Raw genomic sequence first — 24,901 nt, forward strand, 5'->3', positions numbered from 1 at the left:
AAAAAAATCAAAAGAAGATAGGGAATAAGGCGCGGTAATTTACCGCGCTTTTGATGCATCAGTCGCGCAGCATACTCTGCATTAATTCAATCTGCTGCTGGTAGGCTTCGTCACCCTCACCCGGCGTTACCGGCAAACCGAGGCGCGCAAATGCCGTCACCTGGAACCAATCAACCTCGGCCAATGGATGCTGCGTTCCCACATAGGTCTGCAGCCGTGCAACGGCCACAACATCTGCGTAATCAGCCGTTTCCAGCTCCCGACTAAAGTCAGCGCAGCCTTCAGGAACAACCACCAGCTCCTCCGCAAACCCCCAAACTTCCAGAATTCTGCGACCCACTTCTGGACTAAGCTCCAACAAAGCCTGATCCAATAACTCCGGATGATCTCTCAGAAAACCTCTACCAACGGCGTAGGAGAGAATTGGTAACGCACCAATTTGATGGATAATACCAGCAAGTGTCGCGAGCTCAGGTTTGAGATGGACTTGCGTTTTTGCCAAGGTATGAGATATCGCCGCAACATCAGTACTCTGCACCCAAATACTGCGCATACGTTGATTCAGTGATTCTTTTGTCGACAGAAAAATTTGCTGCATTGCCAAGGTTGTGACCAGTGTACTGGTATAGCCCAAGCCAATACGCCCTATCGCACCCTTTACATCATTGATCGGCTGCAGGCCGCGCAACAGCGAACTGTTGGCAACCCGTAAAATTCTCGCCGCTATTGAACTGTCATTTTCAATAATGGTGGCCAGCATCCCAATATTGACATCAGGGTCACTGGCGGCCTCGCGAATTTCCAAAGCCACTTCTGGCAAGGTCGGCAGTACAATTGCGTCGTTCTCAATCGCCTGCAGCAAATCCATCCGGATTTGTTCGATCAAAGGGGTACTTGAACTCACATCAACACACTCATCAATTACGATAACTGAAGATTAGCAGATAATTTACCACTGCAATCAATTCTGTGACGCCTAAATTTACGCCAGTACCGCTTCTGCTGCCGCAAGTGCTGCTGTAGCATCGCACTTATAGCCTTGAGCCGACATTGCCTCGGCCAATGCCGACAGCAACAGACGAATATTTTCAGGTTTAGCGCTATAGCCCATCAAACCAATACGCCAGACTTTTCCGGCAAGATCGCCCAAGCCTGCGCCAATCTCTAAATTGTGATTGGCTAATAGATACTGGCGGGTTGCTGCATCATCGACCCCGTCAGGAATATAAACACTATTAAGTTGCGGCAAACGCTGCTCTGCGGCCACCACAAATTTAACACCCAAGCTTTCTAAACCCGCAGCTAAGGCGCTGTGCATAGTTGCATGACGCTGCCAGGCATTCTCCAGCCCCTCTTCTTGTAACATAACCAAGGATTCATGCAGGCCGTACAAGGCATTAACTGGCGCAGTATGGTGATAGGCCCGTTTACCACCCTCACCCCAATAGCCCAAGATCAGATTCATGTCTAAAAACCAGCTTTGTACCGGGTGTTTGCGCGCCTTAATAGCATCCACCGCGGCAGAGCTAAACGTCACGGGCGACAATCCCGGCGTACAAGACAGGCATTTCTGGCTGCCAGAGTAAACGGCATCGGCCTGCCACTTGTCCACTAATAGCGGCACACCGCCCATCGAGGTAACGGCATCGACAATACTTAAGCAGCCATATTGCTTAGCCAAGCCGCAAAGTGCCTCGGCATCACTCAAAGCACCGGTAGAGGTTTCAGCATGGACAAAGGCCAACACTTTAATATCGGCGTGTTCTTTTAAAGCCGCCTCAACAGCGGCAGGCTCAACAGCCGTGCCCCAGGCAAAGTCCAAACGAATTGCAGTAGCGCCACAACGCGTCACATTCTCAATCATGCGGTTGCCGAATACACCGTTTACACAAACCAGCGCCTTATCGCCCGGCTCAAGCAAATTAACGAAACAAGCCTCCATGCCAGCAGAACCCGGCGCCGAAATTGGCAGGGTTAATTCATTGCTCGTTTGAAAAGCGTATTTTAAAAGCGCTTTGGTTTCGTCCATCATGCCCACAAACAGGGGGTCGAGGTGGCCAAGCGTTGGCCGGCCCAGCGCTTCCAAAATACGTGGATGCACATCAGAAGGGCCGGGACCCATCAAAGTGCGAAGCGGAGGATGGAAAGACGAAATAGCCATAAATAAATCTCACTGATCTGTCGCTACGCCGCAAGCGTAAGCAAATGTATTAATTGAACCCAAATATTGGCGGCAATTATACCCGATTCACACGCTAGGGTAGAGGCCGAGTTTACTGCGCCTTATTGATAGCAAATTCCGATAGTGGCAGCCACGGTAAATCATCCCTAAAAGCGCGCAATAGACGATAGTGCTCATACTGAAGCTCTTTGCTTTGCTCGCAGCGAAGCCGTATCGCTTCAACATCGACTGGCCTTGCCTGATCACTAAGCTCACATAATTGTCCCGTCGCTGCATCCCACGTAAAGCTACCGTAATAGCGCCAGTCGTCGATTAAATGCCACTCACTACAACCGGCCTGACTTTGTTCGTGTATCAACGCCGGCTCAGTAAAGGGCCACGGCGCGTACAAATACCCAGCAAATGCCGCTTTAACGCGGCTAGCAAATTCAACGTTAGACGCTAACACTAACTGCGCCTCAGCCTCTGCAGGACTTGGTAAATTAGCGGCCCCGGTGCAAATACGACATCCACAGCTCTCTGTATCAGCAAGTACAGCTAAACGTCGCAGACACAAGTCATGCTCCTTCGCCAGTTCAGCAATACGCGTCTTGGCATGCTTACGATCGCGAAATAGCGCAAGTAACTCAGTCGTCTGCGCAATATTTGCAGGTAATCCGGAACGCAATCGTAACTGTAACTCGCCACGGTCATTAGAGATAAAGCGCATGCAACAGGGCTTGCCCATGGCCTTCATACGACGCTGCAACAAGGGTTTTTCAGCACGAAGTGCGGCATTTACATGCAGTGCCGCCGATAAGTCTCCCGCCAGCGCCTGCCACTGAACTGCATATACCCGACGCGCTAATTTGGCGGCCTTGCTATCACCCGCTGAGTTTTCGAAATGAGAACACACTTGCTCCTGTAACGAGGTGGCGCCAGCCAAATACAACAACTCCCCCGCCTCACCCAGCAATCTGTATACCCCGGGCTGCAAGGGAATGGCATCGATATCCGTTTGACTGATTGTTGGTGGCAGTACCGGCAAGCCGAGCAATAAACCCGCTTCAAAATTAAACACAGCCTCACCTTTGTCAGCCCGGGCGTAATCAAGAAAGGCCTTCATTGCATCGACATCTGCCATTGCACGGTGATGAACTTCAGAATAAAAACCTATTCGTTCGCAAATGGTTTCTAAACCATGCCGTGGCCAATCCGGATAAAGTGCTCGCGCTAATTTTAAGGTGCATAAAATACGGGGCTGGTAGTCGCGGCCGTAGCGAGCAAAATTCGCCCGCAAAAAGCCGGCATCAAAGCGGGCATTATGAGCAACTAAAATCGCGCCATCCAAATACGACCACAGGGTTTCTTGTATCTCGGAAAAACGCGGCTTACCGCGCAACATACTGCTACTAATCCCCGTGAGACCTTGGATAAATGATGGCACCGCGCACGCTGGGTCAATCAACGACTGCCATTCAAGCTCTTGCTCACCACCAAGCACACGAACCGCCGCTTCCATTATCTGATCTTGCCCGGCCTGCCCGCCCGTGGTTTCCAAATCGACAAGGGCAAAACGGTAATCACCTAGCACCACTCACCCCGGTGCATTCCTGCCTGCGACTTCATTTTAGGAAGACAAATGGCGTAAAAAGACAAATTCATGTAATTCAACCTAAAACGTGGACATATCCGAGCAATGATAAACCACGCAAGGCCGCGCATCATGATATACGCCAATTATTATTGAATAAGCTCAGGGCCATTACGACAAGCAACACGGGCCAGCCACCTCAATTCTCTCGATTCCATCCCGTAGTAAACACGGTTCAGCATTGACATTTACACCACTTAATATACTGTATATACATACAGCATATTAAGTAATCTATTCTGCGACACCATGAAAAATCACTCTCTTGAACAATTACTCAATGAGCGCAAGCTCTGGCGAGGCCAGCAACTCCGGAGCAGCGCGACGACGAGCGACCGCCTGAGCACGGGGTTTAGCGCGCTAGATTCAGCACTGCACACCGGCGGCTGGCCTCGCAGCGGCTCTACCGAGTTATTAGGTGAGTATGGTATTGGTGAATTGTGGTTGTTGATGCCGGGCCTATGTGAACAGCTCGCTGATCGTTCAATAGCGTGGTTAAATCCGCCTTATATTCCCTATACCCCCGCCCTAGCGGAGCAGGGCCTACCGGTGAACAGACAGCTATTGGTCAGTCCCAAAACGTTCGCCGACCAGCTCTGGGCCACCGAGGAATTACTGCGTAGTGGCGCTTACGCCGCGGTTTTAAGCTGGTTTAGCAAAACGGATCTAAATGATCGCCAGTTGCGCCGCCTGCACATTGCCGCATTAGATGGTCAGTGCTGGCATATTCATTTTCGCCCCGCTAGCTTGGCCAAGCAGATATCCCCCGCGCCACTACGCCTTCACTTGAGCGCAGCCAAGCAATCCCTGCAAATTGACATTATTAAACAACCCGGCGGTCACGCCGGGCAGCAACTCCAATTAGCCCGCCCCGCCGCCCTGTATCTGCAGCAAAGTGCTGCGACGACGTGGCCGGTATACAGTTCAACAAGCGTGACACAAAGCCAAGCCACACGACGCAAAATAAGCCTGTTGGCCAATACCGGTATCTTCGTCGCCGCAACACAGCAAGACAACGCGATGAATAGCAGCCAGGCGAGCAATAACGAGTCATCCCACTAATGTTATGGCTATGCCTGCGACTACCAACGCTGCCACTCGAAGCCCTTGGCGCGCATCATTCGACAGGCATGCTGGCACTAACGCGGAATAATATTATTGTGATGGCGAACACCAGCGCGCAACAAGCGGGAATCGCTAGCGGCATGTCGGTCGCCAGCGCAATGAGCTTGTGCAGCGCGCTTGAGCTTCGCCCCCGTGACCACCAGCGCGAACAACAATGCTTAGCAAACATCGCACTTTGGGCCTACCGCTTCAGTGGTGATGTCTGCCTTTGCCCACCCAATGCGGTATTGCTAGAACTGGGCGCCTCCTTGCGCTTGTTTAAAAATATGGCCAGGCTCTACAGTAAATTCATTAGCGCCTTTCGCCGCAGGGGGCTTAGCGTGCAACTGGGTATTGCCCACACGCCACTGGCCGCAGAATTACTCAGTCACCAAAATATCAGCCCAACCAAGTTAGTAAGCTCTGCCGGACAAATACGCCAAGAAGCCCTACACAATGCCCTGCACGCTCTGCCCACTGAGCTACTCCCACTGGACGCAAAAACCCTTAACACATTACAAGAAATGGGCATGCATCAGCTCGGCAGCCTCCAGACTCTCCCCCGCGCCGCCCTTGAGCGCCGGTTTGGCAAAGCCATCGCCATCGTGCTCGCCAAGCTGCACGGTGAACTGCCTGATATTCGTCCACAATTCACCCCCCCAGAGACTTTCAACGCCCAACGTCATTTTGACGGCGGCCTGCACAGCAAACAACAATTGCGTTTTCCGATCTCTGCGCTACTGAGTGAGCTAGAACACTACCTGCGTCTGCGCCAGTGTTTAAACCGCGATATGCAATGGGAATTTCACTACCTAGACGGCAGTAGAGAAGCCTGGTCACTGGCGCTGAGTCAGCGCCATTTCGATCGTTGCAGCCTCATTGAACTGGTTGTACTGCGCTTAGAATCCCTCAGTTTACAAGGGCCAGTAGAAACGCTCAGCCTGCGTTGCGAGCAATTTATTGGCAACGAGCAACACAGCGACCAGCTATTTGATACCGCCAACAGCAGCAAACAACAGGAAAAAACCAGTCAAGTATTAGACAAACTACGCCTCAGGTTGGGGGCCCAGCGCTGCCACTTATTCAGTTTGCAAGACGCCCATCTCCCAGAGTTAAACTGGGTGCTCCGAGACGCTCATACCTCAACGCCGACACGCTCACCACGCCATGGCCAACCAGCCACCGGCAAACAAGCGTCACTACCAATGAGCGACAAGCTGCTGCGGCCAAATTGGCTCTGCCATCCACCAGAAAACATTAGCGAAACCTCTCAGGGTTTATTCTGGCAAGGTGAACTGCAATTATTGCAAGGGCCGGAGCGCTTCGACGGCCAATGGTGGCAACAGCGTCAAACCCGCGACTACTATATTGCCCGCCATCAACACGGTGCCTTGTGCTGGGTTTTTAAAGACTGCCTAAATCGGCGTTGGTATTTACACGGTTTTTTCGGCTAGCGCTATGCCTAAGCAAAAGCCTACTACGGTGTCTTACGCCGAGCTTCACTGCCTGAGTAATTTCAGCTTTTTACGCGGCGCCTCTCATCCGCATGAACTGCTTAGTAGCGCGGCTGAACTTGGCTATACCGCTATTGCCATTACCGATGAATGTTCCCTCTCTGGCATTGTCCGCGCCTACCGCGCCAGCCAAGAACATAATATTAAATTAATTTGCGGTGCGGAATTCATTCTCGAAGGAGGTATTCATTTGGTTTTACTCGCGCCAGTGCGGCAAGCGTATACCGAGTTATGTTCACTCATCAGCAGAGCTCGCCTGCACAGCAGCAAAGGTAACTATCAACTAAGCTTAGGCGATTTACGACGCTATAGTCAGCACTGCTTTGCCATTTGGATTAACCCCGATGAAACCGAGCACTACGCTAGCGAGCTAAAACAATATTTTGGCCAACGACTCTGGCTTGGCGTCAGCTTTCACGGCCAGCAACAAGCCGAGCCCTATTATTTTAAACGCTACCAAATAGCTCGCGAGCATCGCATTAACATGGTTGCCTGCGGCAATGTGCATATGCACTCCCGCCAGCGCAAACCTCTGCAAGACATACTCAGCGCCATTCGCCTCAACACCTCAATACAAGCCCTTGGCAGTAGCGTACAGGCTAATAGCGAACGCTATCTTAAACCGCTGTCGCTACTGCAGCGCGACTACCCAGCCGGTTTACTGGAAGAAAGTTGCGCGATTGCCGAGCGCTGTACATTTAGTCTGGCTGAACTCAGTTATCAGTACCCCAACGAGGTAGTACCTAATCACCAAGACGCCCGTAAATTTCTGCGTGAGATTACCCTGCACGGAGCACAGCGACGCTGGCCAAAGGGTGTACCCGAACTGGTTAAAAGCCTGCTCGACAAAGAGCTGAGCTTAATTGCCGAGCTAGAGTACGAACATTATTTTTTAACGGTTTACGATATTGTCCAATTTGCTCGCAATCAAAATATCCTCTGCCAAGGCCGGGGATCGGCGGCCAATTCAGCGGTATGTTACTGCCTTTTTATCACTGAGGTGGATCCATCCCGGGGGCAATTATTATTTGAACGGTTTATTTCCAGAGAACGTGATGAACCACCAGATATCGATGTCGACTTTGAGCACGAGCGCCGAGAAGAAGTCATTCAATACATTTATAAGAAATACGGCCGTCAACACGCCGCCCTCGCGGCGACCATTATCAGCTATCGGCGGCGTAGTGCGGTGCGCGATGTTGGCAAGGCTTTAGGGCTCGACGATTATTTGCTGCAAAAGCTGTCTGGCAATATGGCGTGGTGGGACGACAAAAACACCTTTATTCAACGCCTACAAGAAAGCCAATTCGACACCAGTAGTGTTCCCGTTCAGCAGTTTATGAGTTTGCTCAACGAGATCCTCGGTTTTCCTCGCCATTTATCTCAGCACGTTGGTGGCTTTGTCATTACCCGCGACCCGATTGCCAGTTTGGTACCCATAGAAAATGCGGCCATGCCCGAGCGCACAATTATTCAATGGGACAAAGAAGATTTAGAAGCCTTAGGCATGATGAAAATTGATGTACTGGCCCTCGGCATGCTCAGCGCCCTGCGCAAAAGCCTCGCCTATATCAGTGCCGCAGGCAGCGGGGTTAAACAGCTCAGCGACATTCCCGCCGAAGACACCACCACTTATCAAATGTTGTGCGCCGCTGACAGCGTGGGCGTGTTCCAAATTGAGTCTCGCGCGCAGATGAGCATGCTGCCACGGTTGCAACCCCGCACCTTTTACGATCTCGTCATTCAAATCGCCATCGTTAGACCCGGCCCCATTCAGGGCGGCATGGTTCACCCGTTTTTACAGCGCCGCCAAGGTTTAGAAAAAGCTGAATATGAGAATGACGCCATTGCCCGAGTGTTAAAACGCACCCTCGGCGTGCCGGTTTTTCAGGAACAGGTTATCCAGCTAGCCATGGTCGCCGCTGGTTTCAGCGGCGGTGAAGCCGATCAATTACGAAGAGCCATGGCGAGTTGGGGTAAAAACGGCGATTTAGAAAAATTTCGTAGCAAGCTCGTCGACGGCATGCGCGAACGTGGTTATAGCGAGGCGTTTGCCGAGCGCCTCTTCAGTCAAATGAAGGGCTTTGGCGCCTACGGTTTTCCCGAGTCCCACTCTGCCAGCTTTGCTCTGCTGGCCTATGCCTCCGCATGGCTTAAATGCCATTACCCAGCCGCCTTTTACTGCGGTTTATTGAATAGCCAACCGATGGGCTTTTACTCCCCCTCACAACTCATTCAAGACGCCAAGCGCCACAATATTGAAGTGCGGCCTATTTGTATTAATCACAGTAATTGGGATCACCGCCTAGAAGGCGAACCCACAGCACCCGCGCTGCGCTTAGGCTTGCGTTTAATTAAAGGCTTAAGCAAAACCAGTGCTGCGCAACTTTGCCAAGTGCGAGAAAGCGCGCTATTTCATAGCATTGATAATTTCTGTACTCGATTCAGTACCGCCAAACAGCACTGGCAGCAGTTGGTACAGGCCGACGCCTTTCACTGCTTTGATTTACACCGTCACCAAAGCCTATGGGAAATCAGCGCATGGCAAGCTCCTACACCGCTAGGTAATTTACAACCCGCACAAGATAAAATGATTCAACTTAAAGCCCCGATTGAAAGCGAAGAGGTACTTAGCGATTATCGCCACACTGGCCTCACCCTGCGGCGACATCCACTGGCATTGCTTCGCAGCCACAAGCTATTCGCCAATTGTGCGCGCGCAGAAGACTTAACAGAAATTGATGACGGCAGGTTTATTCGGATTGCTGGCTTGATCAGTTGTCGACAACGACCAGGCAGCGCCAAGGGGGTCATGTTTGTCACACTTGAGGACGAAACCGGCAACAGCAATATTATTGTGTGGCCAGCAGTACAAGAGCACTGTCAAAAAGCCTTATTGCAAGGCCGACTCCTGATGGTAAAAGGTTGCGTACAAAAAGCCGTGAGTGGTCACGCCACACCGGTAATTCATGTCGTGGCTTTCAGCGTTGAAAGCCACGATCACTTGATGCGGGTAGATACTGCGTCTCATGATTTTCATTAAACACAGCACTAATGGGCTAGACGACTTCGAAGAGACCTGCCGCGCCCATACCACCACCAACACACATAGTAACGACCACGTATTTAACACCGCGACGTTTACCTTCTATCAAGGCATGCATAATCATTCGCGCACCGCTCATGCCGTAAGGATGGCCAATAGAGATCGCACCACCGTTAACGTTTAAGCGATCGTTAGGAATGCCCAATTTGTCGCGGCAATAAATTACTTGCACAGCGAAGGCTTCATTGAGTTCCCACAGGCCGATGTCGTCCATTTTTAAACCGGCGCGTTTCAGTAGTTTAGGAATCGCAAACACGGGACCAATACCCATTTCATCTGGCTCACAACCGGCAACGGCCATACCCCGATAAATCCCCATGGGCTCAATATTGCGCTGCGAAGCCAATGTACCGTCCATCATTACCACCGCAGCGGCGCCGTCAGATAACTGCGAAGCGTTACCGCCAGTAATGCAGCCACCTTCACGAACTGCTTTCAAGCCCGATAAGCCTTCCAAGTTAGTCGATGGGCGATTGCCCTCGTCTTGCGTCAGAGTCACGCTCTGCTCGGAGGTTTCACCAGTTTCTTTGTTAACGACAAGCTTAGACGCGGTAACAGGAACAATCTCATCATCAAACTTACCCGCCTGCTGCCCCGCAGCGGTACGCTGCTGTGATTGCAGTGCATACTCGTCTTGGGCTTCGCGCGAAATATTGTAGCGCTTAGCAACAATCTCAGCAGTATCCAGCATCGCCATATAAATATTAGGCGAATGCGCAATCGCACCCGGGTCAACCAGTTTGTGCATATTCATATGTTCATTCTGGACAAGCGAGATAGACTCACAACCGCCAGCGATCAGCATTGGCGCGCCATCCATCACAATCTGCTTGGCGCCAGTCGCAATTGCCATCAAACCCGACGCGCACTGACGGTCTATTGTCATGCCAGATACCGACACCGGCAAACCTGCAGACATTGCCGCCATACGACCAAGATTCATAGTCTGGGTGCCCTGCTGCATTGCCGCGCCCATAATACAATCGTCGATCTCATTAGGATCAATACCCGCGCGCTCTACTGCCGCTTTAATCGCGAAAGCGCTCAAAGATGGCGATTCCAGATTATTAAATGCACCGCGATAGGCTTTGCCGATTGGCGTACGCGCGGCTGAAACAATAACTGCGTCTTTCATGATAATTCCTCAATGTAAAAATATTATTGATTAGCCTGCAAATACGCCTGAGCTTTTAGCAAAAACTTTTCAGACTGTTTAAAACCGGTTTCAAGTTCCGCTTGATTGGCGGTATCACAAATACCTTCCCAATTAGCCACTACCGCTTCTGGGTTCTGCTGTTCAGGGCTGAGGTATATGCCGTCGGTTTCGAATATGCTTGATTTTGCATAACCACCACCACCCGCACAAAGAATAAAACGGCTCGGAGCGTTGTCATGGCAAAGGGTCAACGCACCTGCAGTAACCGCTTCCGGTACCAACATCGCCAATACTTCGGCTGGCATTAGGTCTTCAGTCATGCGCGTGGCCGCAGTAGGGGCCAATGCGTTTACATGAACATTGTATTTTGCACCTTCAATCGCGAGGGTATTCATCAAACCCACCACAGCCATTTTAGCCGCGCCATAGTTGGACTGTCCGAAGTTACCGTATAAACCACTAGAAGACGTGGTCATCACAATACGACCATACTTCTGCTCTTTCATGATCTCCCAAACGGCCTTGCTACAGTTCACCGCCCCCATGACATGAACATCCATCACGAGCTTAAAATCGTCAATGGACATTTTAGAAAACGACTTATCGCGCAGAATACCGGCGTTGTTAATTAAAATATCAACCTGGCCCCATTTGGCTACAGTCTGCGCCACCATGTCTTCGACTTCGCTAAAAATCGCGACATTCGCGCCGTGTGCAAAGGCTTCGCCGCCGGCTGCTTGAATTTCAGCTACCACGCTATCTGCTGCCTCAGACGATGCACCAACACCATCACGGGCACCGCCTAAATCATTAATCACAACTTTGGCGCCGCGGGCCGCCAGTTCTAATGCGTGACTGCGACCAAGGCCATTGCCGGCACCAGTGACAATGGCGACTTTACCGTCAAAACGAATACTCATGTTCCTCTCCCTTAAACTGGAGGCGTTTCGCCTCATATTATTAAATTGCCGAATTTTTTAAACAAAAAAAATCAAGCAACCATTTGAATGCTGATCCACTCGGCCACCAAGGCGGGTTTTTCTTCACCTTCAATTTCTAGGGTGACTTCCGTGCTCACCCGAAAGCTACCGGGCTTGGTTTCGGTAATAGAAAGAATTTTTGCCTTGGCGCGAATACGGCTATTGACTTTAACCGGGGCCAAAAAACGAACCTTATCAAAGCCCGAGTTAATGCCCATGTAAAAGCCCTTAATGATAACGCTGTACTGTTCGGCAAAGTGCGACAGTAGCGACAAGCTAAGAAAGCCGTGGGCAATGGTCGAACCAAAAGGTGTCTCTTTCGCCCGTTCGGGGTCAACATGAATAAATTGCTGATCCAAGGTGCAATCTGCAAATTGATTAATACGCTCTTGGCTAATCGTCAACCACTCGGTTGGCGCGGGCTCAAAGCCGACATAATCTTGTACTGCTTGCTTATCAATAAGTGTTGTCACGTTACTCTCCCTTTAGAACCAGTTATTGTCCATTTCGTAAAAAGTTGCATCGAGATCGAGCAAATTCTTAGACCAGACGTCGATTAGCGGCAACTCAAAATTATAGAAGTATTTCATTGCCTGCAGTTTACCAAGGTAAAAATGCGTATCCGCCTCATGGGGCTTCGCCGCCAGACCAGATTGAGCGACTAGCCCTTGGCGCAGCCAGAGCCACGCGATCACAACATGGCCGAATAGCTCTAAGTACTTCACTGAATTCGCCATCACTAAATCGATGGGCTTTTCCAACATCGCGCCAAGCAGGTGTTCCGTTGTTTTTTCCAATGTCGCAACAGCACCGCTGAGGTTATCAGCAATAGGCGCTAAGTCGCCGGTCAGCGCTTCATCAATGGTGCTCTGAACCGTCGCCAAGAATGCCCGATAGCCCGCCAAATTGTTCATTGGCAGCTTGCGACCTAAGAGATCCAATGACTGAATCCCGGTAGTGCCTTCATGGATAGGGTTCAGGCGATTGTCCCGATAGAACATCTCAACCGGGTGCTCGTTGATGTAGCCGTGACCACCGAGTATTTGAATTGCCAGATCGTTGGCTTTTGGGCCGTATTCAGAGGGCCATGTCTTAATAATCGGTGTCAGAAAATCAAGCAGCGTATGTGCATCAAGACGCTCTTTTTCACTGAGTGCCGTGTTTTTATCATCGGCCAACTGCGAGCCCAGCATACACAGGGCGAAAGCACCCTCGGCGTAGGCTTTCTGAGCCAAAAGCATACGCCGCACATCGGCGTGCTCGACAATATTCACCGGAGCCGAACTCGGATCTTTACACGACGGCAGACGTCCTTGAAGTCGTTCACGTGCATAGTCCAGTGAGTATTGATAACCGGTTAACGCCGTGCATGCGGCATTAGTACCAACCATTACCCGGGCTTCATTCATCATGTGGAACATATAGCTTAAGCCGCGATGTTCCTCGCCAACCAAATAGCCCACTGCGCCATCATTTTCGCCAAAGCTCAATGCGGTAGACGTTTGGCCACGGCCGCCCATTTTATGAAACAGACCTGCCAATGCAACATCGTTACGCTCACCAAGAGAGCCGTCGGCATTCACCAAAATTTTGGGCACAATAAACAGGGAAATACCTTTTACACCTGCCGGCGCGCCTTTAATACGGGCCAACACCAAGTGCACGATATTCTCATTGAGTTCATGATCACCACCGGAAATAAATATTTTATTACCGCGAATACGATAAGTACCATCGCCAGCAGGAATTGCCGTCGTGGTTAAGTCCGCAAGCCCCGAACCCGCGCTGGGCTCTGTCATTGCCATGGTGCCCGCAAAACGGCCACTGCGAATCGGCTTTACCCACGTTTCAATTTGTTCAGCACTACCGTGGTTTTCAATCAAATTGGCGTTCGCCGAGCTTAGGGCGAGATAACCCATCGTGGTACTGCCCGCTGCGCTCAAGTAGGAGCTGGCAACGCCGGCAACAATCAACGGCAACTGCATACCGCCGAGTTCGTAATCCGAGGTTGAAGACACAAAGCCCGCCTGCGTTGCGGCGTCTACCGCAACTTTAATTTCGGGAATCATGTGCACATTTTTACCGTCAAAGGTCGGCTGCTGTTCATCTACTTTTTTGCGAATCGGCAAAAAGTACTTCTCAGCGATAGACTGCGCGGTATCTATTGCCGCGTTAAAGGTTTCCACCGAGTGGTCTGCGTAACGAGGACGTTGAGTCAAGGACTCTGAGTCAAATAGCTCATAGAGCATGAACTGAAGATCGCGCGCGCAAAGAAGTGGAGCAGCCATATCGCCTTACCTTATTAGTAAACAAGACCGCATTGTGGCGACTAGCACCCGTCCATACCATGACATCTGATGTCTAGGTATGAGCACAAGTCCGTAACACGTATTACTTCGGGCCTGAGAGCCACCATGAACGATCTAAACACTTGTCTTATTGGTATATAGTATTAGCCATTGATCTGGCTTGGTTACTCCCCGCCCGATTGACCTCAGCCATTCACGTTCAGGTAAGTATATGCACCCTAGCACACAATTTTTAAAGCCAATACTACGCTTTATCTGCGTATTTGCTATCAGCCACAGCGCTGCCGCGTGGCAATGCCCTGAGAATTTAAAGCAATCCCGCGCCACACTGGAGGCAGGACAGCTCAATCTTTGCACCACGCTACTTGGCGCGAAGGCTGTGCTGGTCGTAAATACCGCCAGCATGTGCGGCTACACCCCGCAATTTGAAGGTTTAGAAAGTTTGTACCAAGAATTTAAAGATCAAGGCCTACTCGTACTCGGTGTGCCAACCGCCGACTTTGGCAATCAGGAATACAGCGATGCGGCCAAAACAGCAAGGGTCTGCCACGCAAATTATGGCGTGAGCTTTCCCGTGTTCCACAAATCCTGCATAGCTTGCGCGAAGCCCGACCCGCTCCTCAGTCTCGTCGCAGAAGCCAGCGCCACGCCGCCCAAGTGGAATTTCTACAAATATGTTTTTGATCCGGCAAGCGGCAGCACGAAGGCGTTTGACTCAAAAACCACCCCGGATGCAGCCGCACTACGCACAGCAATCACAGCGCTTTTGTCGCCGCAGTGAAAACGTCGAACAAACTCCTCTGCCTGGTATTGAGCGCGCTGCTCACCGGCGCTTGCAGCGGCAAAAATCAACTTGCAGCACTTTGGCATGACTACCAGAGTCGCCTCGAGCACGTACTGCAACGTCAGGCTACGCCGCAAGACACTATCGCCTTCCCTCATCTACCCAAGCCCCGCGAACTCAGCCTAGAATTTGCCCGCAGCGAAATAGACTTACTGGATTTTTTGCGAATGCGGCGTTGCGCTCTGCGCGACACCGTAGCCCAACGCAATAGTATTCTTGGTCGCCACGGCGATGCCGCCGCGCGCCTTATATTCGAGTTACGATTTATCAGCCAGGCCCCAGCCTGCGAGAAAATACTGATCGAAGATGGCCAAACTGCATTGGCTGGGCAATTAAAAATAGCCGCGCAAGCTAAACAAAAACAACTACCGGCAAGAATTTTTGCCGCGAGCGTCATCGGCCCGGAGTTTCGCGCATTCTGGCAGATGCCGATAGACCTCAGCGCTTACCCACTCTACGGCAAAGACCCGAGCCTAAATGCACTCGCACGCTGGCAGCGCTGGCAGACTCAATGGCTTGAGCAACCACACAGCATGGCTGGATGGTCATCGTTAAAGTGGCAGCAATTCAGCGCCGAACTGCTCAATACACTTGGGGAAATTCGTTTAGGTGCTGGCGGTAGTATGCTGGCCGCGCAGCGCGAAAACATCGTAGGCCTGACCGCGGCCAGCAGTATTATTAATCAACGCATCCATGGCCGGCCACTGTGCCTCAAACCACAGGCCACGCCAGCGGCAACCCATTTTCGCGGAGCCCTGAGTACCGTTTTTATCGCGCAACTGCAAAAGCAATCCAGCGCCATCAATCAGCATCAGTTCGATGTTATGAAGAATATACAGCCTATCGAAAAAGACTTACTCGCGGCTATGAGCACCAACATGCTAGCCATTCCTAAGGCCTATACTGCATGGCAAAAACAGCGTGATGAACTATTGCGCCGCGCTACCAAGGCGCAGCGTCACCATGTAAGCTTGGCTGGTGCACTGCTAAGTCAATGCGGACTACAAGCAGGCGGCTAGGCGTTAGCTAATATCCGAATTTACCTAGCGGCGGCGTTTTTCCATTCGCCGCAAAAACACGTCCATCACCGAGTCGTACAAACCATCGCCAAGGAAAAGATCCTCAACGCCAGAGTCAATACTCGGGTTGTCATTGACCTCAATGACCACAACGCGATTATCCGACTGCTTTACATCCACGCCGTAAAAACCATCGCCAATGAGTTTGCAGGCTTTAACCGCTACATCAATCACCTTTTTGGGCGCTTCGTAGGTGGGCATGGTATCGAAGCCACCTGACTGGCTTTTGCTACTGCTGTGTTTATAAATTTGCCAATGATTGCGCACCATATAATAACGACAGGCAAACAACGGCTTGCCATCAAGCACACCAATACGCCAATCGTAATCGGTGTACATAAACTCTTGCGCCAACAGCAATGCCGACTTATCAAGTAGGCGCTTGCTTTCGCTAACGAGACTGTCCCAATTTTCAACCTTAACTACCCCCCGCGAGAACGCGCCGTCAGGTACTTTAAGCACTATTGGGTAGCCGAGAGTATCTGCAATGCGATGCAGCTCCTCCGTATTGTCCCGGCGCAAAATTTCAGTGCGCGGGGTCGGCACTTTATGACTCTTAAGCAGGTCAGCTAAATAAATTTTATTGGTGCATCGCAGTATCGACGTGGGGTCGTCCATCACCACCAAACCCTCCGCTGCAGCTTTTTTAGCAAAGCGATAAGTGTGGTGATCCACCGAGGTGGTCTCACGAATAAACAGGCCATCGTATTCTGGCAGGCGCAAATAATCCTTCTTGGTAATTAGCTCAGCAGAGATGCCTAAATTGGCCGCTGCTTTGGTAAATTTACGCAATGCACCCTTGTCACTGGGCGGCAGTTTTTCTTCTGGGTCGACCAAAATTGCCAAGTCATAGCGGAAAGTTTTTCTGGCCTTTGGTTTGCGCCACATCTTGCTGCTAAAGCGCTCAAAGGTCGAGGCAAACGCCTCCTGCTCCCCTCCTGCCTTTAAGGATTTCAAGGCGACCAATTGCAATTTTTTGATCAGCCAGCGGCTCTTGCCAAACTCCAGGCTTATCTCAATCAATGGCGAGGGAAAGCGCTCAAACACCGCCTTCGCAATGCTCGCGTATTCCGGCGCCAGACATTCGCCAAACCAGCTTCGAAAACTCACGCTGTCGCCAGATTTGGCAGCCGGCAACTTCGCCAGCAGGGGCTCCACACCTTCGAGTAAAATATCAGAAAGCGATTTACGCGCCAGCTCACTTAGGGTATTGACCGAGGGTAAAACATTGTGGCTACGCGCCTCAGCCAGTAGCGAACAATAATAACCGGTACCAAGATAGCGATAACTCCGCGCTAAGTTTATAACCCTTACTCGCTCGCCACTACTTTGACCAATGCGCTCAAGGTAGTCATCAAAGGTGATGACGTCTTGGCTTGGATAATAGGGTGACCAATCCTTTAGGTCATCAACAACGACAAAAAAACGTGACATTAGCCATCTCAAATTAGGGTAAGCAATGAGCCGCATTCTGCGACCAATTTCTAGCATAAACAATCGTTGTAACTAGTGAATATTGCGCTATAGTCAGCGCGCCTAACCACAGACGTAAGTGCCGGCCTAGGGGCTAGAAAATGCCCCGTTGAACAGCCGACATTAGCGACGATTTTTATTGGCTTTTCCGGCGCCAGCGGCCCACAATTACCGTGGCAAGCTCGCCATGAACAGGTTTGTAAGATGCACCCGATTCGCCCCGCCACCGAGAGTGACCTTAACGCCTTAGTGGCACTGGAAAACCGTTGCTTCACTGGCGACAAACTATCGCGCCGCAGTTTTAAAAGTTTGATCAAACCCGGCGCGCATTTGGCCTCAGTCATTTTAATAAACGGGACAATCGCCGGTTACAGTATAGTGCTGTTTCGCACCGGCACCAGCTTGGCGCGGCTCTACTCTATCGCCCTTGATCCCGACTATCGTGGCCAAGGCCTCGCTCAAGCGCTGCTCCGTGACGCCGAAAGCCAAGCGGTTGCCCGGCACTGCCTCTTTATTCGTTTAGAAGTGCGCAACGACAACCCTGCCGCCATTGCCCTCTATCAAAAACTGAACTACCACGCCTTCGACGATATCGCCGACTATTACGAAGATGGCTGCACTGCGCTGCGTTTTGAGAAGCGCTTGCACCCAGAAACCAGCCAAACCATGAGTCGCGCGCCAGCCTATTACCGGCAAACCACTGAGTTCAGCTGTGGCCCCGCGGCGCTAATGATGGCCATGGCCAATATTCGCCCCGACTACACCATGTCCCGTCAGGAAGAACTACAATTGTGGCGCGAGGCTACCACCATTTTCATGACCGCCGGGCACGGCGGCTGCTCACCCCAGGGTTTAGCCCTGGCCGCATTGCGTCGAGACTTCGGCGTGAGCCTTTATATTAACAGTGACGGCATTCCTTTCTTAGATAGCGTGCGCAGCAATGAAAAGCGCGAGGTTATTGAGCTTGTCCATCACGACTTTGTAGAACAGCTCGCCAAATACCCTGCTACCATTGAAATTAACCCCTTGGGCCGCGGTCAGTTTCGCGAGATTCTCGAACAGCACGACAATGTCCTCGCGCTGATTAGCACCTGGGCACTCAATCGCAATCGGGCACCCCATTGGGTGTACGTAAGTAAGACCGATGAACACTTTGTTTATATTAGCGACCCAGACACCAATGACAGCCGCTGGCAGAGTGAAACAGACTTTATGCACGTGCCTATTAGCATCGATGCTTTCACCGCCATGGCGAGTTTTGGCCGCAGTCGTCTGCGCTGCCTAATTGCGATCCATTCCGCGAGCAAGGAGCAATCTCCATCCCATGCCTAGTCAAAACCTGAGCACAGTCGACCGCCAGTACTGCGAGTCGCTCAAGCGACTTTCGGAGTCGCTAATCACTATTCAAAAACCCATACTCATTCTGGACGCTATTAAATGGCCACAAAGCATTGAAACCCAGTTCTTTGCTGACAAGGCCAGTAAATTACCTGCGGTCGATCGCGATTACTATGCACGTAACACCTTAAATTTCGACCCTGAAAGCAAAATAGCCGAGCTCAAGGCACTGCGCAGCCAAGTGCATAAACAACTTGGTAAGTCTGACCCCCTCGGAAAAATCTTAGGGGAGACAATTGAGCAGTATTTAATCGTGATTGATTTAGTCCAAAATCGCGGGACACCGCGATTCCTTGAGGCTAGCCGCGAACTTTACGGCTCTGCGCGGGACCACCTACGCGGCGACAATATGACCTTAATCGAAATGGGCCAGCGGCTCTGCCATATCTTCTCGCTGCCTGCCGCTAAACACCTTGCCGCCGCCTACCCCAAAGATCTCAGCGCAGAGGATGCCGTGCGGCAGCTCGAGCAACGCCTCGCGCCCTATTTTGCCGACAGTATTTTTTCAGTAAAAGAAACCGACGGCATTGTGTCTGACGCCGCCGCCGGAGGCGACTGCATCAAGGTTAATACCCACTCATCATTCTCAACCCTAGATTTACAGGTACTTGAGGTGCACGAGGGTTGGGTACACGTCGGCACCACACTCAATGGTCGCAACCAGCCCTGGGCAACCTGGCTCAGTGTTGGCTCCCCGCGTATTACTGCGCTGCAAGAAGGCTTGGCGGTCTTAATAGAAACCCTGACCTTTAGCTCATTCCCCGCGCGCGCCCGCCGTATTAGCGACCGCGTTGTCGCCATTGATATGGCCGAAAATGGCGCTGATTTTCTTGAAGTCTACCGCCATTTTTTGAATCAGGGCTTGAGCCAGCACGACAGTTATAAGATTGCGCAACGCGTATTTCGCGGTGGTATGGTAGAAGGCGGCAGTTGTTTCACCAAGGATTTGTCTTATGTGAAGGGCTTTGTGGAAACGGTAAATTTTATCCGTAGCGCCATTCTGTCGGATAAGCCCGAAATGCTACCAATGCTATTCGTGGGGAAAGTCGCCCTCGATGATGTGCCCGTGCTTCATCACTACCAGCAGGCGGGATTTATCGAAGCACCACGCTACTTACCGCCAATGTTTAGGGATCTAAATGGCTTGTACGTGTGGTTTGGCTTTTCCAGTGGTATGTCATTATTAGACTTGGCACGCATCCAAGAACACTTTAAGTCCTTGTTTGAGCAAACCATTGATGTCCACGCGCATTTAAAATAAAACACTAAAATACACACCACTTAGCCAATAATTCGTATTTTATAACCGCGGAGCTCAATATTTTTGCAAAAAAAAGCACAAATTCTGCGCAAACACGCGCAGAATTTGTGCATATACCGTCCGCGACCAAATTTAAAATGGCCTTATATTAGTGCGCTGCTGTGCTGTTCCTATGTTTCAGCACGCGCCGCAACAATAAGCGGATTAGTGGCCGTACGGCTCACTAGTTTGGTTGGCCTTATACGAAGACATAGTTTGCCCACCGTAAACAGGTGACTCGGTAGTGACGTACTCATCAACCGACGGCTTAACCACAACGGTACCGTTAACATCTTTATGAACGGAACAACGGTAATTATAGGTCCCAGGTTGATCAAACTTCAGGCTATAGGTATTACCTAACCATGGGCTAGTCCAAATGCGCGAACCCATCGCACCTTCAAAGCTAACGTCATGAGAAATCTCATCGTAGTTTACCCAGGTGACTTCAGTGCCAACCGGCACGACCAATTGATCTGGCTTAGCATGGAAAGTCGAGATGTAAACCTTAGTTGGTTTCGCTGGCGCCAATACCAAGGTGCCCACCAATTCAAGTTCAACCCGACGATTCAGGGCGCGGCCATCACCAGTGGCGTTATCTGCCATAGGCTGAGTAAATCCGTAGCCTTTAGCCACTAATTGTGCAGGATTCACCCCAGTAGACGTCAAATAAAAGCGAACTGAATTGGCACGATTTTGCGACAAGTTTACATTGTAATCAGCAGAGCCAATTGAATCTGTATGCCCCTCAACTGCGACTTTTATCGTCGGGTTTTTCTTAAGCTCTTTTGCAACTTGGTCTAGAAAGCTCATTGATGACGCTGTCAATTGCGCAGAATCAGTATCGAAATTCACCTGCCGTAAAATAAGTGAATCACCCGCCTTACATCCATCTAAATTTAGTGGCATGCCAGGTGCCGGCGACTGACAAGTACTGCCCTCAGCGACGACTAGCGGCGACATGACCAGCATTGCCCATGTTAAAACTATCCCAACTCGTGTGTTTTTCATGTAACCCCCGTTACGTGATTGCTACAGACCTCACAGTTATATAACAGTGAGGTCTGTCTACTCGGTTAAATAACCCATGTGGGTCGTTGATGAACAGGCATTCCGTGCCAGCACCGCCGGACGGTTTGCGCATAGTACGTAGCAATATATGCGCCTACTTTCACAAGTTGCTGATTTTGTATCGTGGCATATACGTATATTGGAAATATAAATAAAAGGACCAGGGAAATTGATCAAATTTCAGGCAAAAAAAAGAGTGCTGAAAAACACTCTTTTTTTGAACAGAGAAGCTAGTCGTTTACTTAGCCATAAATACACAAATAAGCGGTATTAACCGACACTTGTAGATCAAAGTGGTTATTGCCCGGTACGTCGAAACCCTGACCGGCCGCAAAGGTTTGCCATTTCGTCTGCCCTGGCAATAACACAGTTAAAGCACCGCTGATTACTTCCATACGCTCAGCGGCTTCGGTACCAAAGCGATATTCACCGGGCGCCATAACGCCAACCGATGCAGGTTTACTGTCGGTCGCAAAACCCAGCGACTGAACGTTACTGTCGAAATAGCTATTGTGCTTAATCATCGTGATCCCCTGAGGTGTAAAAAACCGCGCAATCATACGCGGCTATGTTACTGGGCGCCAGCGTGAGCCTCTTTTGCCATCATCCGCCCCGAGGCATTAAGCACTTGCTGGTCTCGGCCAAGGTACATATACATTGCAGGCACCACAAACAAGGTAAACAACGTGCCAATCACCATTCCAGAGCTAATCACCATCCCCAACGAAACGCGCGACGCCGCGCCAGGACCGGTCGCCATCAACAGCGGCATCATTGCCACCACCAATGCGGCGGTTGTCATTAAAATCGGCCGTAAGCGAATTGAGCTGGCCTCCTCAATGGCCTCTCGCTTAGCCATACCCTCTTCCTGCATCCGGTTCGCGAAATCCACAATTAAAATACCATGTTTTGATATCACACCAATCAAGGTCACCAAGCCAACTTGGGTGTAAATATTCAAACTCATGCCCGAGAGATTGGTTAACTGCATGCCATTCGTTAAGGCGAAGATATTCAATGTTAGCAATGCCCCGCAAATCGACATCGGCACCGTTACCAAAATAATCAAGGGATCCCGGAAAGATTCAAACTGCGCCGCCAGTACCAAGTAAATAATGACAAGGGCAAAACCAAAGGTCGCCGCTAACGCTGAGCCCTCCTGCTTAAATTGACGGGATGACCCGGCATAATCAATTTGGAAACCCGCTGGCATCTCATCTCGAGCAATCTCTTCAAGTAGCGCAAGCGCCTCGCCCTGAGAGATATCCGGCCGGGGCACCGCCACAATAGTATTAGACAAAAGCTGCTGCGCATGAGGGATAAATCGCGGCACTACACGCTCCTCTAAGCTCACTATTGTCGATAAAGGAATTAAATCGCCACTTGCCGTGCGGGTGTAAAACCCAGCCAGCTGTGCGGGGTTCAAACGCGACTCTCGCTCTACCTGCGCAATCACCTTGTAAGCACGCCCCTGGTAGGCAAACTTGTTCACCTCGCCACCAGCCATGAGCGACGCTAGGTCTGCGCTCAAGGCGCTCATATCAATTCCCAGCAAGGCCGCCTTTTCGCGATTTACCTTCAGCACGGTCTCTGGCCGGTCAATATTCAACTCAGGCGCCACAAAAAAGAAGCGATTACTTTGCATGGCACGGCCCACAACGGCATTACCAACATCCGCCATGGTTTGCGGATCGCTATTGGACTTGAGCACAAATTCGATAGGGTAACCCTGCCCTGGGGTCGGCAAGGCTGGAGGCTGAAAGATCGCGGTACGCACCCCAGCAGACTGACTGAGCACGGTATTAACTTCATTAGCAATCTGGGTCATGGATTTGTCGCGTTCGCCCCAGGGTTTGGCGATCATGCCGAAAAACGCGGTATTGGTACCACCACCGTCATTGGTGCTAAAAGCAAATATATGGTCGACTAAGCCATCGGCCAAGGCCAACTTTTGGTTCGCCATAAAATAGCGTTCTAGATACTCTTTCGAGGCGTAGCCATCGGCCTCATTCAGCGCACCAGCAAAGCCAAAATCCTCAGCTGGAGCGAGTTCCGACTGGCTTGACCCATACAGGAAGTAACAAGACACCAATACAATGAGACCAAAAACACCAATAACATGACGCTGATCCAAGGCCCCGTGCAGGCGTTTGCGATACGCCTCCTGCAAATAAGCAAATTTCGCATCTAAGAATTTTGCCAAGCGATTTTCATTGCCGGCTTGGTTATGTGACGAGGTCAGAATCTTGGCGCACATCATTGGCGTTAAGGTTAGTGCGATCAAACCAGAAATTAATACCGCGCCTGCCAAGGTGAAGGCAAACTCCGTGAATAACTTCCCGGTTATCCCCGTCAAAAAGCCGATCGGCGCGTATACCGCAACCAGCGTAATAGTCATTGAGATAACTGGGCCAACCAATTCCCGAGCACCGATAATCGAAGCCTTGTGTGGCTCAATGCCCTCTTCAATATGCCGGTGTATATTTTCTAAAACAATAATCGCATCATCAACCACCATACCGATCGCCAGGACCATCGCCAGCAAGGTCAGCAGATTTATGGTAAAGCCCATTGAATACATCAAAAATAGCGCGCCAACCAACGACAGCGGCACGGTCACCGCAGGTATTAGCGAGCTGCGTACTGAGCCCAAAAAGAGGAAAATCACCACGACCACAATAACAACGGCTTCCACCAACGTCGTTTGCACGTCATCAATGGCGCTGCGAACATACGCTGTGGCATCGTAGCCCAGCTCACCATGTAAACCTTCTGGCAGCGCTTCAAAAATCGCCGGCAAATGTTCGCGCACCTCGGCCATCACATCGAGTAAATTTGCATTGGAGCGCACTGTTAAGGCAATGAAAATACTGGGTTTGGTATCCCAGTAAGCACTAAAATCGTAGTTCTCCGCACCCAGCGTGACCGTAGCAACATCCTCTAATCGCACCAGCGTCTGGCCGTCGGATCGCAGTACCATTTTGCGAAATTCATCGACTGTATGCAGATCTGTTCCCGCCGACAATCCGACTTTAACGTAATTACCATTAGTCTGACCGACGGCCGACAATACATTTTGTTTACGAATTTCTGCGACTACTTCACTCGCACTAAAATCATAAGCCACTAATTTTTCTGGGTTTAGCCAAACACGCATTGCGTAGTTCTTGGCCCCCAGCACATTGACCTTTTCAATACCGGCTATGGCAGCAAGCTCAGGCTCGATTACCCTGACGATATAATCTGTTATTTGGCTATCGCTGAGTACGTCAGAATAGAAAGACAGATACATGGCGGCAGTGCCGTTGCCATCTGCCAGCTGAATAACAGGATCTTCAGAGCCCTCAGGCAGCTGATTGCGAAGCTTTGATACTTTGGCCGAAATCTCCGTCAGCGCCTCATTCGGATCTGTATCCAAGCGAAGATTCGCAGTGATCGTTGCACTACCCTGAACGGATTTAGAGGTTAAAAAATCAATCCCGCCAGCAGAGGCAATTTCACGCTCTAACGGCGTGGTCACAAAACCTTCCACCAACGATGGCTCTGCACCTGGATAGGCAACAATTACGGAGATCTGCGCATTTTGCAGCTCAGGATATTCCCGTACCGTCAAATCTAAGCCCGCGCGCATACCCAGCAGTAAAATAATTAAACTGACCACTACCGCCAGCACCGGGCGTTTTATAAATATATCTGTGAAGTTCATCGCTACTCTCAGCTATTCGCCAGTCATCCCTTACACCAGCTGCGCT

The 24,901-nt window shown here is 50.8% G+C and carries 18 protein-coding genes; 7 read left to right on the forward strand and 11 right to left on the reverse strand.

What is annotated here, in order from left to right; translation table 11 throughout:
• Positions 1–58: 58 nt before the first annotated feature.
• From ABD836_RS05670 to ABD836_RS05680, 3 genes are all read right to left on the reverse strand, one after another.
• Entirely contained in the window at positions 59–904 is an 846-nt protein-coding gene (locus tag ABD836_RS05670) for an HDOD domain-containing protein (RefSeq protein ID WP_344933235.1), read from the reverse strand.
• 78 nt (positions 905–982) lie between these two features.
• Positions 983–2,161 (reverse strand): pyridoxal-phosphate-dependent aminotransferase family protein, encoded by a 1,179-nt coding sequence (locus ABD836_RS05675; RefSeq protein ID WP_344933237.1) that lies wholly within the window; start codon positions 2,159–2,161, stop codon positions 983–985.
• A 112-nt stretch (positions 2,162–2,273) separates the two neighbouring features.
• Positions 2,274–3,755: a 3'-5' exonuclease family protein gene (locus ABD836_RS05680; RefSeq protein WP_344933239.1), complete on the reverse strand. Its 1,482-nt coding sequence runs from the start codon at positions 3,753–3,755 to the stop codon at positions 2,274–2,276.
• A 309-nt stretch (positions 3,756–4,064) separates the two neighbouring features.
• On the opposite strand from ABD836_RS05680, the gene imuA reads away from it, so the two are divergent.
• From imuA to ABD836_RS05695, 3 genes are read left to right on the forward strand one after another with little or no spacing between them, the layout of a single operon-like run.
• Positions 4,065–4,877 carry a translesion DNA synthesis-associated protein ImuA gene (imuA, locus tag ABD836_RS05685; protein WP_344933241.1) on the forward strand — a complete coding sequence of 271 codons (813 nt, stop codon included), beginning with the start codon at positions 4,065–4,067 and terminating at the stop codon, positions 4,875–4,877.
• Positions 4,877–6,373: a Y-family DNA polymerase gene (locus tag ABD836_RS05690; RefSeq protein WP_344933243.1), complete on the forward strand. Its 1,497-nt coding sequence runs from the start codon at positions 4,877–4,879 to the stop codon at positions 6,371–6,373. The genes imuA and ABD836_RS05690 overlap by 1 nt, the downstream gene beginning before the upstream one ends.
• A 28-nt stretch (positions 6,374–6,401) precedes the next feature.
• Positions 6,402–9,476 carry an error-prone DNA polymerase gene (locus ABD836_RS05695; RefSeq protein WP_425583020.1) on the forward strand — a complete coding sequence of 1,025 codons (3,075 nt, stop codon included), beginning with the start codon at positions 6,402–6,404 and terminating at the stop codon, positions 9,474–9,476.
• Positions 9,477–9,492: 16 nt separating this feature from the next.
• On the opposite strand, the gene ABD836_RS05700 is transcribed toward ABD836_RS05695, so the two are convergent.
• The 4 genes from ABD836_RS05700 to ABD836_RS05715 all read right to left on the reverse strand — a co-directional run bounded on the left by ABD836_RS05700 (position 9,493) and on the right by ABD836_RS05715 (position 13,963).
• Positions 9,493–10,674: an acetyl-CoA C-acyltransferase gene (locus ABD836_RS05700; RefSeq protein WP_344933247.1), complete on the reverse strand. Its 1,182-nt coding sequence runs from the start codon at positions 10,672–10,674 to the stop codon at positions 9,493–9,495.
• A 23-nt stretch (positions 10,675–10,697) separates the two neighbouring features.
• A complete protein-coding gene (locus ABD836_RS05705) occupies positions 10,698–11,615 on the reverse strand; it encodes an SDR family NAD(P)-dependent oxidoreductase (protein ID WP_344933249.1) in 918 nt (305 codons plus the stop codon).
• Between the two features lie 71 nt (positions 11,616–11,686).
• Positions 11,687–12,148 (reverse strand): MaoC family dehydratase, encoded by a 462-nt coding sequence (locus ABD836_RS05710; protein WP_344933253.1) that lies wholly within the window; start codon positions 12,146–12,148, stop codon positions 11,687–11,689.
• A gap of 12 nt (positions 12,149–12,160) precedes the next feature.
• Positions 12,161–13,963 (reverse strand): acyl-CoA dehydrogenase, encoded by a 1,803-nt coding sequence (locus ABD836_RS05715; RefSeq protein ID WP_344933256.1) that lies wholly within the window; start codon positions 13,961–13,963, stop codon positions 12,161–12,163.
• Between the two features lie 232 nt (positions 13,964–14,195).
• Between ABD836_RS05715 and ABD836_RS05720 the strand changes: the two genes are divergently transcribed.
• Together ABD836_RS05720 and ABD836_RS05725 are read left to right on the forward strand one after the other, a co-directional pair.
• The gene (locus tag ABD836_RS05720; protein WP_344933259.1) at positions 14,196–14,765 is read left to right on the forward strand and encodes a glutathione peroxidase; all 570 of its coding nucleotides are present in this window, start codon (positions 14,196–14,198) and stop codon (positions 14,763–14,765) included.
• The gene (locus tag ABD836_RS05725; RefSeq protein ID WP_344933261.1) at positions 14,762–15,847 is read left to right on the forward strand and encodes a DUF3080 family protein; all 1,086 of its coding nucleotides are present in this window, start codon (positions 14,762–14,764) and stop codon (positions 15,845–15,847) included. Before ABD836_RS05720 ends, ABD836_RS05725 begins: the two co-directional genes overlap by 4 nt.
• A 24-nt stretch (positions 15,848–15,871) precedes the next feature.
• Here the strand turns inward: ABD836_RS05725 and ABD836_RS05730 are convergent, their stop codons facing one another.
• Positions 15,872–17,341, reverse strand: coding sequence for a RimK family protein (locus ABD836_RS05730; protein ID WP_344933264.1), 1,470 nt, complete (start codon positions 17,339–17,341; stop codon positions 15,872–15,874).
• A 243-nt stretch (positions 17,342–17,584) separates the two neighbouring features.
• On the opposite strand from ABD836_RS05730, the gene ABD836_RS05735 reads away from it, so the two are divergent.
• Complete coding sequence (locus ABD836_RS05735; RefSeq protein ID WP_344933266.1) at positions 17,585–18,712, forward strand: GNAT family N-acetyltransferase/peptidase C39 family protein; 1,128 nt, start codon at positions 17,585–17,587, stop codon at positions 18,710–18,712.
• Positions 18,705–20,039, forward strand: coding sequence for a flavohemoglobin expression-modulating QEGLA motif protein (locus ABD836_RS05740; protein ID WP_344933268.1), 1,335 nt, complete (start codon positions 18,705–18,707; stop codon positions 20,037–20,039). Before ABD836_RS05735 ends, ABD836_RS05740 begins: the two co-directional genes overlap by 8 nt.
• A 204-nt stretch (positions 20,040–20,243) precedes the next feature.
• Here ABD836_RS05740 and ABD836_RS05745 read toward each other — a convergent pair whose 3' ends face one another.
• From ABD836_RS05745 to ABD836_RS05755, 3 genes are all read right to left on the reverse strand, one after another.
• Positions 20,244–21,089 carry an OmpA family protein gene (locus tag ABD836_RS05745; RefSeq protein ID WP_344933270.1) on the reverse strand — a complete coding sequence of 282 codons (846 nt, stop codon included), beginning with the start codon at positions 21,087–21,089 and terminating at the stop codon, positions 20,244–20,246.
• A 302-nt stretch (positions 21,090–21,391) separates the two neighbouring features.
• Positions 21,392–21,673, reverse strand: a complete 282-nt coding sequence (gene ppnP / locus ABD836_RS05750; RefSeq protein ID WP_344933273.1) for a pyrimidine/purine nucleoside phosphorylase — start codon at positions 21,671–21,673, stop codon at positions 21,392–21,394.
• A 47-nt stretch (positions 21,674–21,720) separates the two neighbouring features.
• Positions 21,721–24,855: an efflux RND transporter permease subunit gene (locus ABD836_RS05755; protein ID WP_344933276.1), complete on the reverse strand. Its 3,135-nt coding sequence runs from the start codon at positions 24,853–24,855 to the stop codon at positions 21,721–21,723.
• Positions 24,856–24,901: the final 46 nt, after the last annotated feature.

This window comes from Zhongshania borealis (assembly GCF_039539625.1).
GTDB classification, from domain to species: Bacteria; Pseudomonadota; Gammaproteobacteria; order Pseudomonadales; family Spongiibacteraceae; genus Spongiibacter; species Spongiibacter borealis.

Excerpts from the sequence above, each read along its gene's own strand:
- ABD836_RS05675 (WP_344933237.1), bottom strand. The coding sequence starts at position 2,161 with ATGGCTATTTCGTCTTTCCATCCTCCGCTTCGCACTTTGATGGGTCCC.
- imuA (WP_344933241.1), top strand. The coding sequence starts at position 4,065 with ATGAAAAATCACTCTCTTGAACAATTACTCAATGAGCGCAAGCTCTGG.
- ABD836_RS05690 (WP_344933243.1), top strand. The coding sequence starts at position 4,877 with ATGTTATGGCTATGCCTGCGACTACCAACGCTGCCACTCGAAGCCCTT.
- ABD836_RS05700 (WP_344933247.1), bottom strand. The coding sequence starts at position 10,674 with ATGAAAGACGCAGTTATTGTTTCAGCCGCGCGTACGCCAATCGGCAAA.
- ABD836_RS05705 (WP_344933249.1), bottom strand. The coding sequence starts at position 11,615 with ATGAGTATTCGTTTTGACGGTAAAGTCGCCATTGTCACTGGTGCCGGC.
- ABD836_RS05715 (WP_344933256.1), bottom strand. The coding sequence starts at position 13,963 with ATGGCTGCTCCACTTCTTTGCGCGCGCGATCTTCAGTTCATGCTCTAT.
- ABD836_RS05720 (WP_344933259.1), top strand. The coding sequence starts at position 14,196 with ATGCACCCTAGCACACAATTTTTAAAGCCAATACTACGCTTTATCTGC.
- ABD836_RS05730 (WP_344933264.1), bottom strand. The coding sequence starts at position 17,341 with ATGTCACGTTTTTTTGTCGTTGTTGATGACCTAAAGGATTGGTCACCC.
- ABD836_RS05735 (WP_344933266.1), top strand. The coding sequence starts at position 17,585 with ATGCACCCGATTCGCCCCGCCACCGAGAGTGACCTTAACGCCTTAGTG.
- ABD836_RS05740 (WP_344933268.1), top strand. The coding sequence starts at position 18,705 with ATGCCTAGTCAAAACCTGAGCACAGTCGACCGCCAGTACTGCGAGTCG.
- ABD836_RS05745 (WP_344933270.1), bottom strand. The coding sequence starts at position 21,089 with ATGAAAAACACACGAGTTGGGATAGTTTTAACATGGGCAATGCTGGTC.
- ppnP (WP_344933273.1), bottom strand. The coding sequence starts at position 21,673 with ATGATTAAGCACAATAGCTATTTCGACAGTAACGTTCAGTCGCTGGGT.
- ABD836_RS05755 (WP_344933276.1), bottom strand. The coding sequence starts at position 24,855 with ATGAACTTCACAGATATATTTATAAAACGCCCGGTGCTGGCGGTAGTG.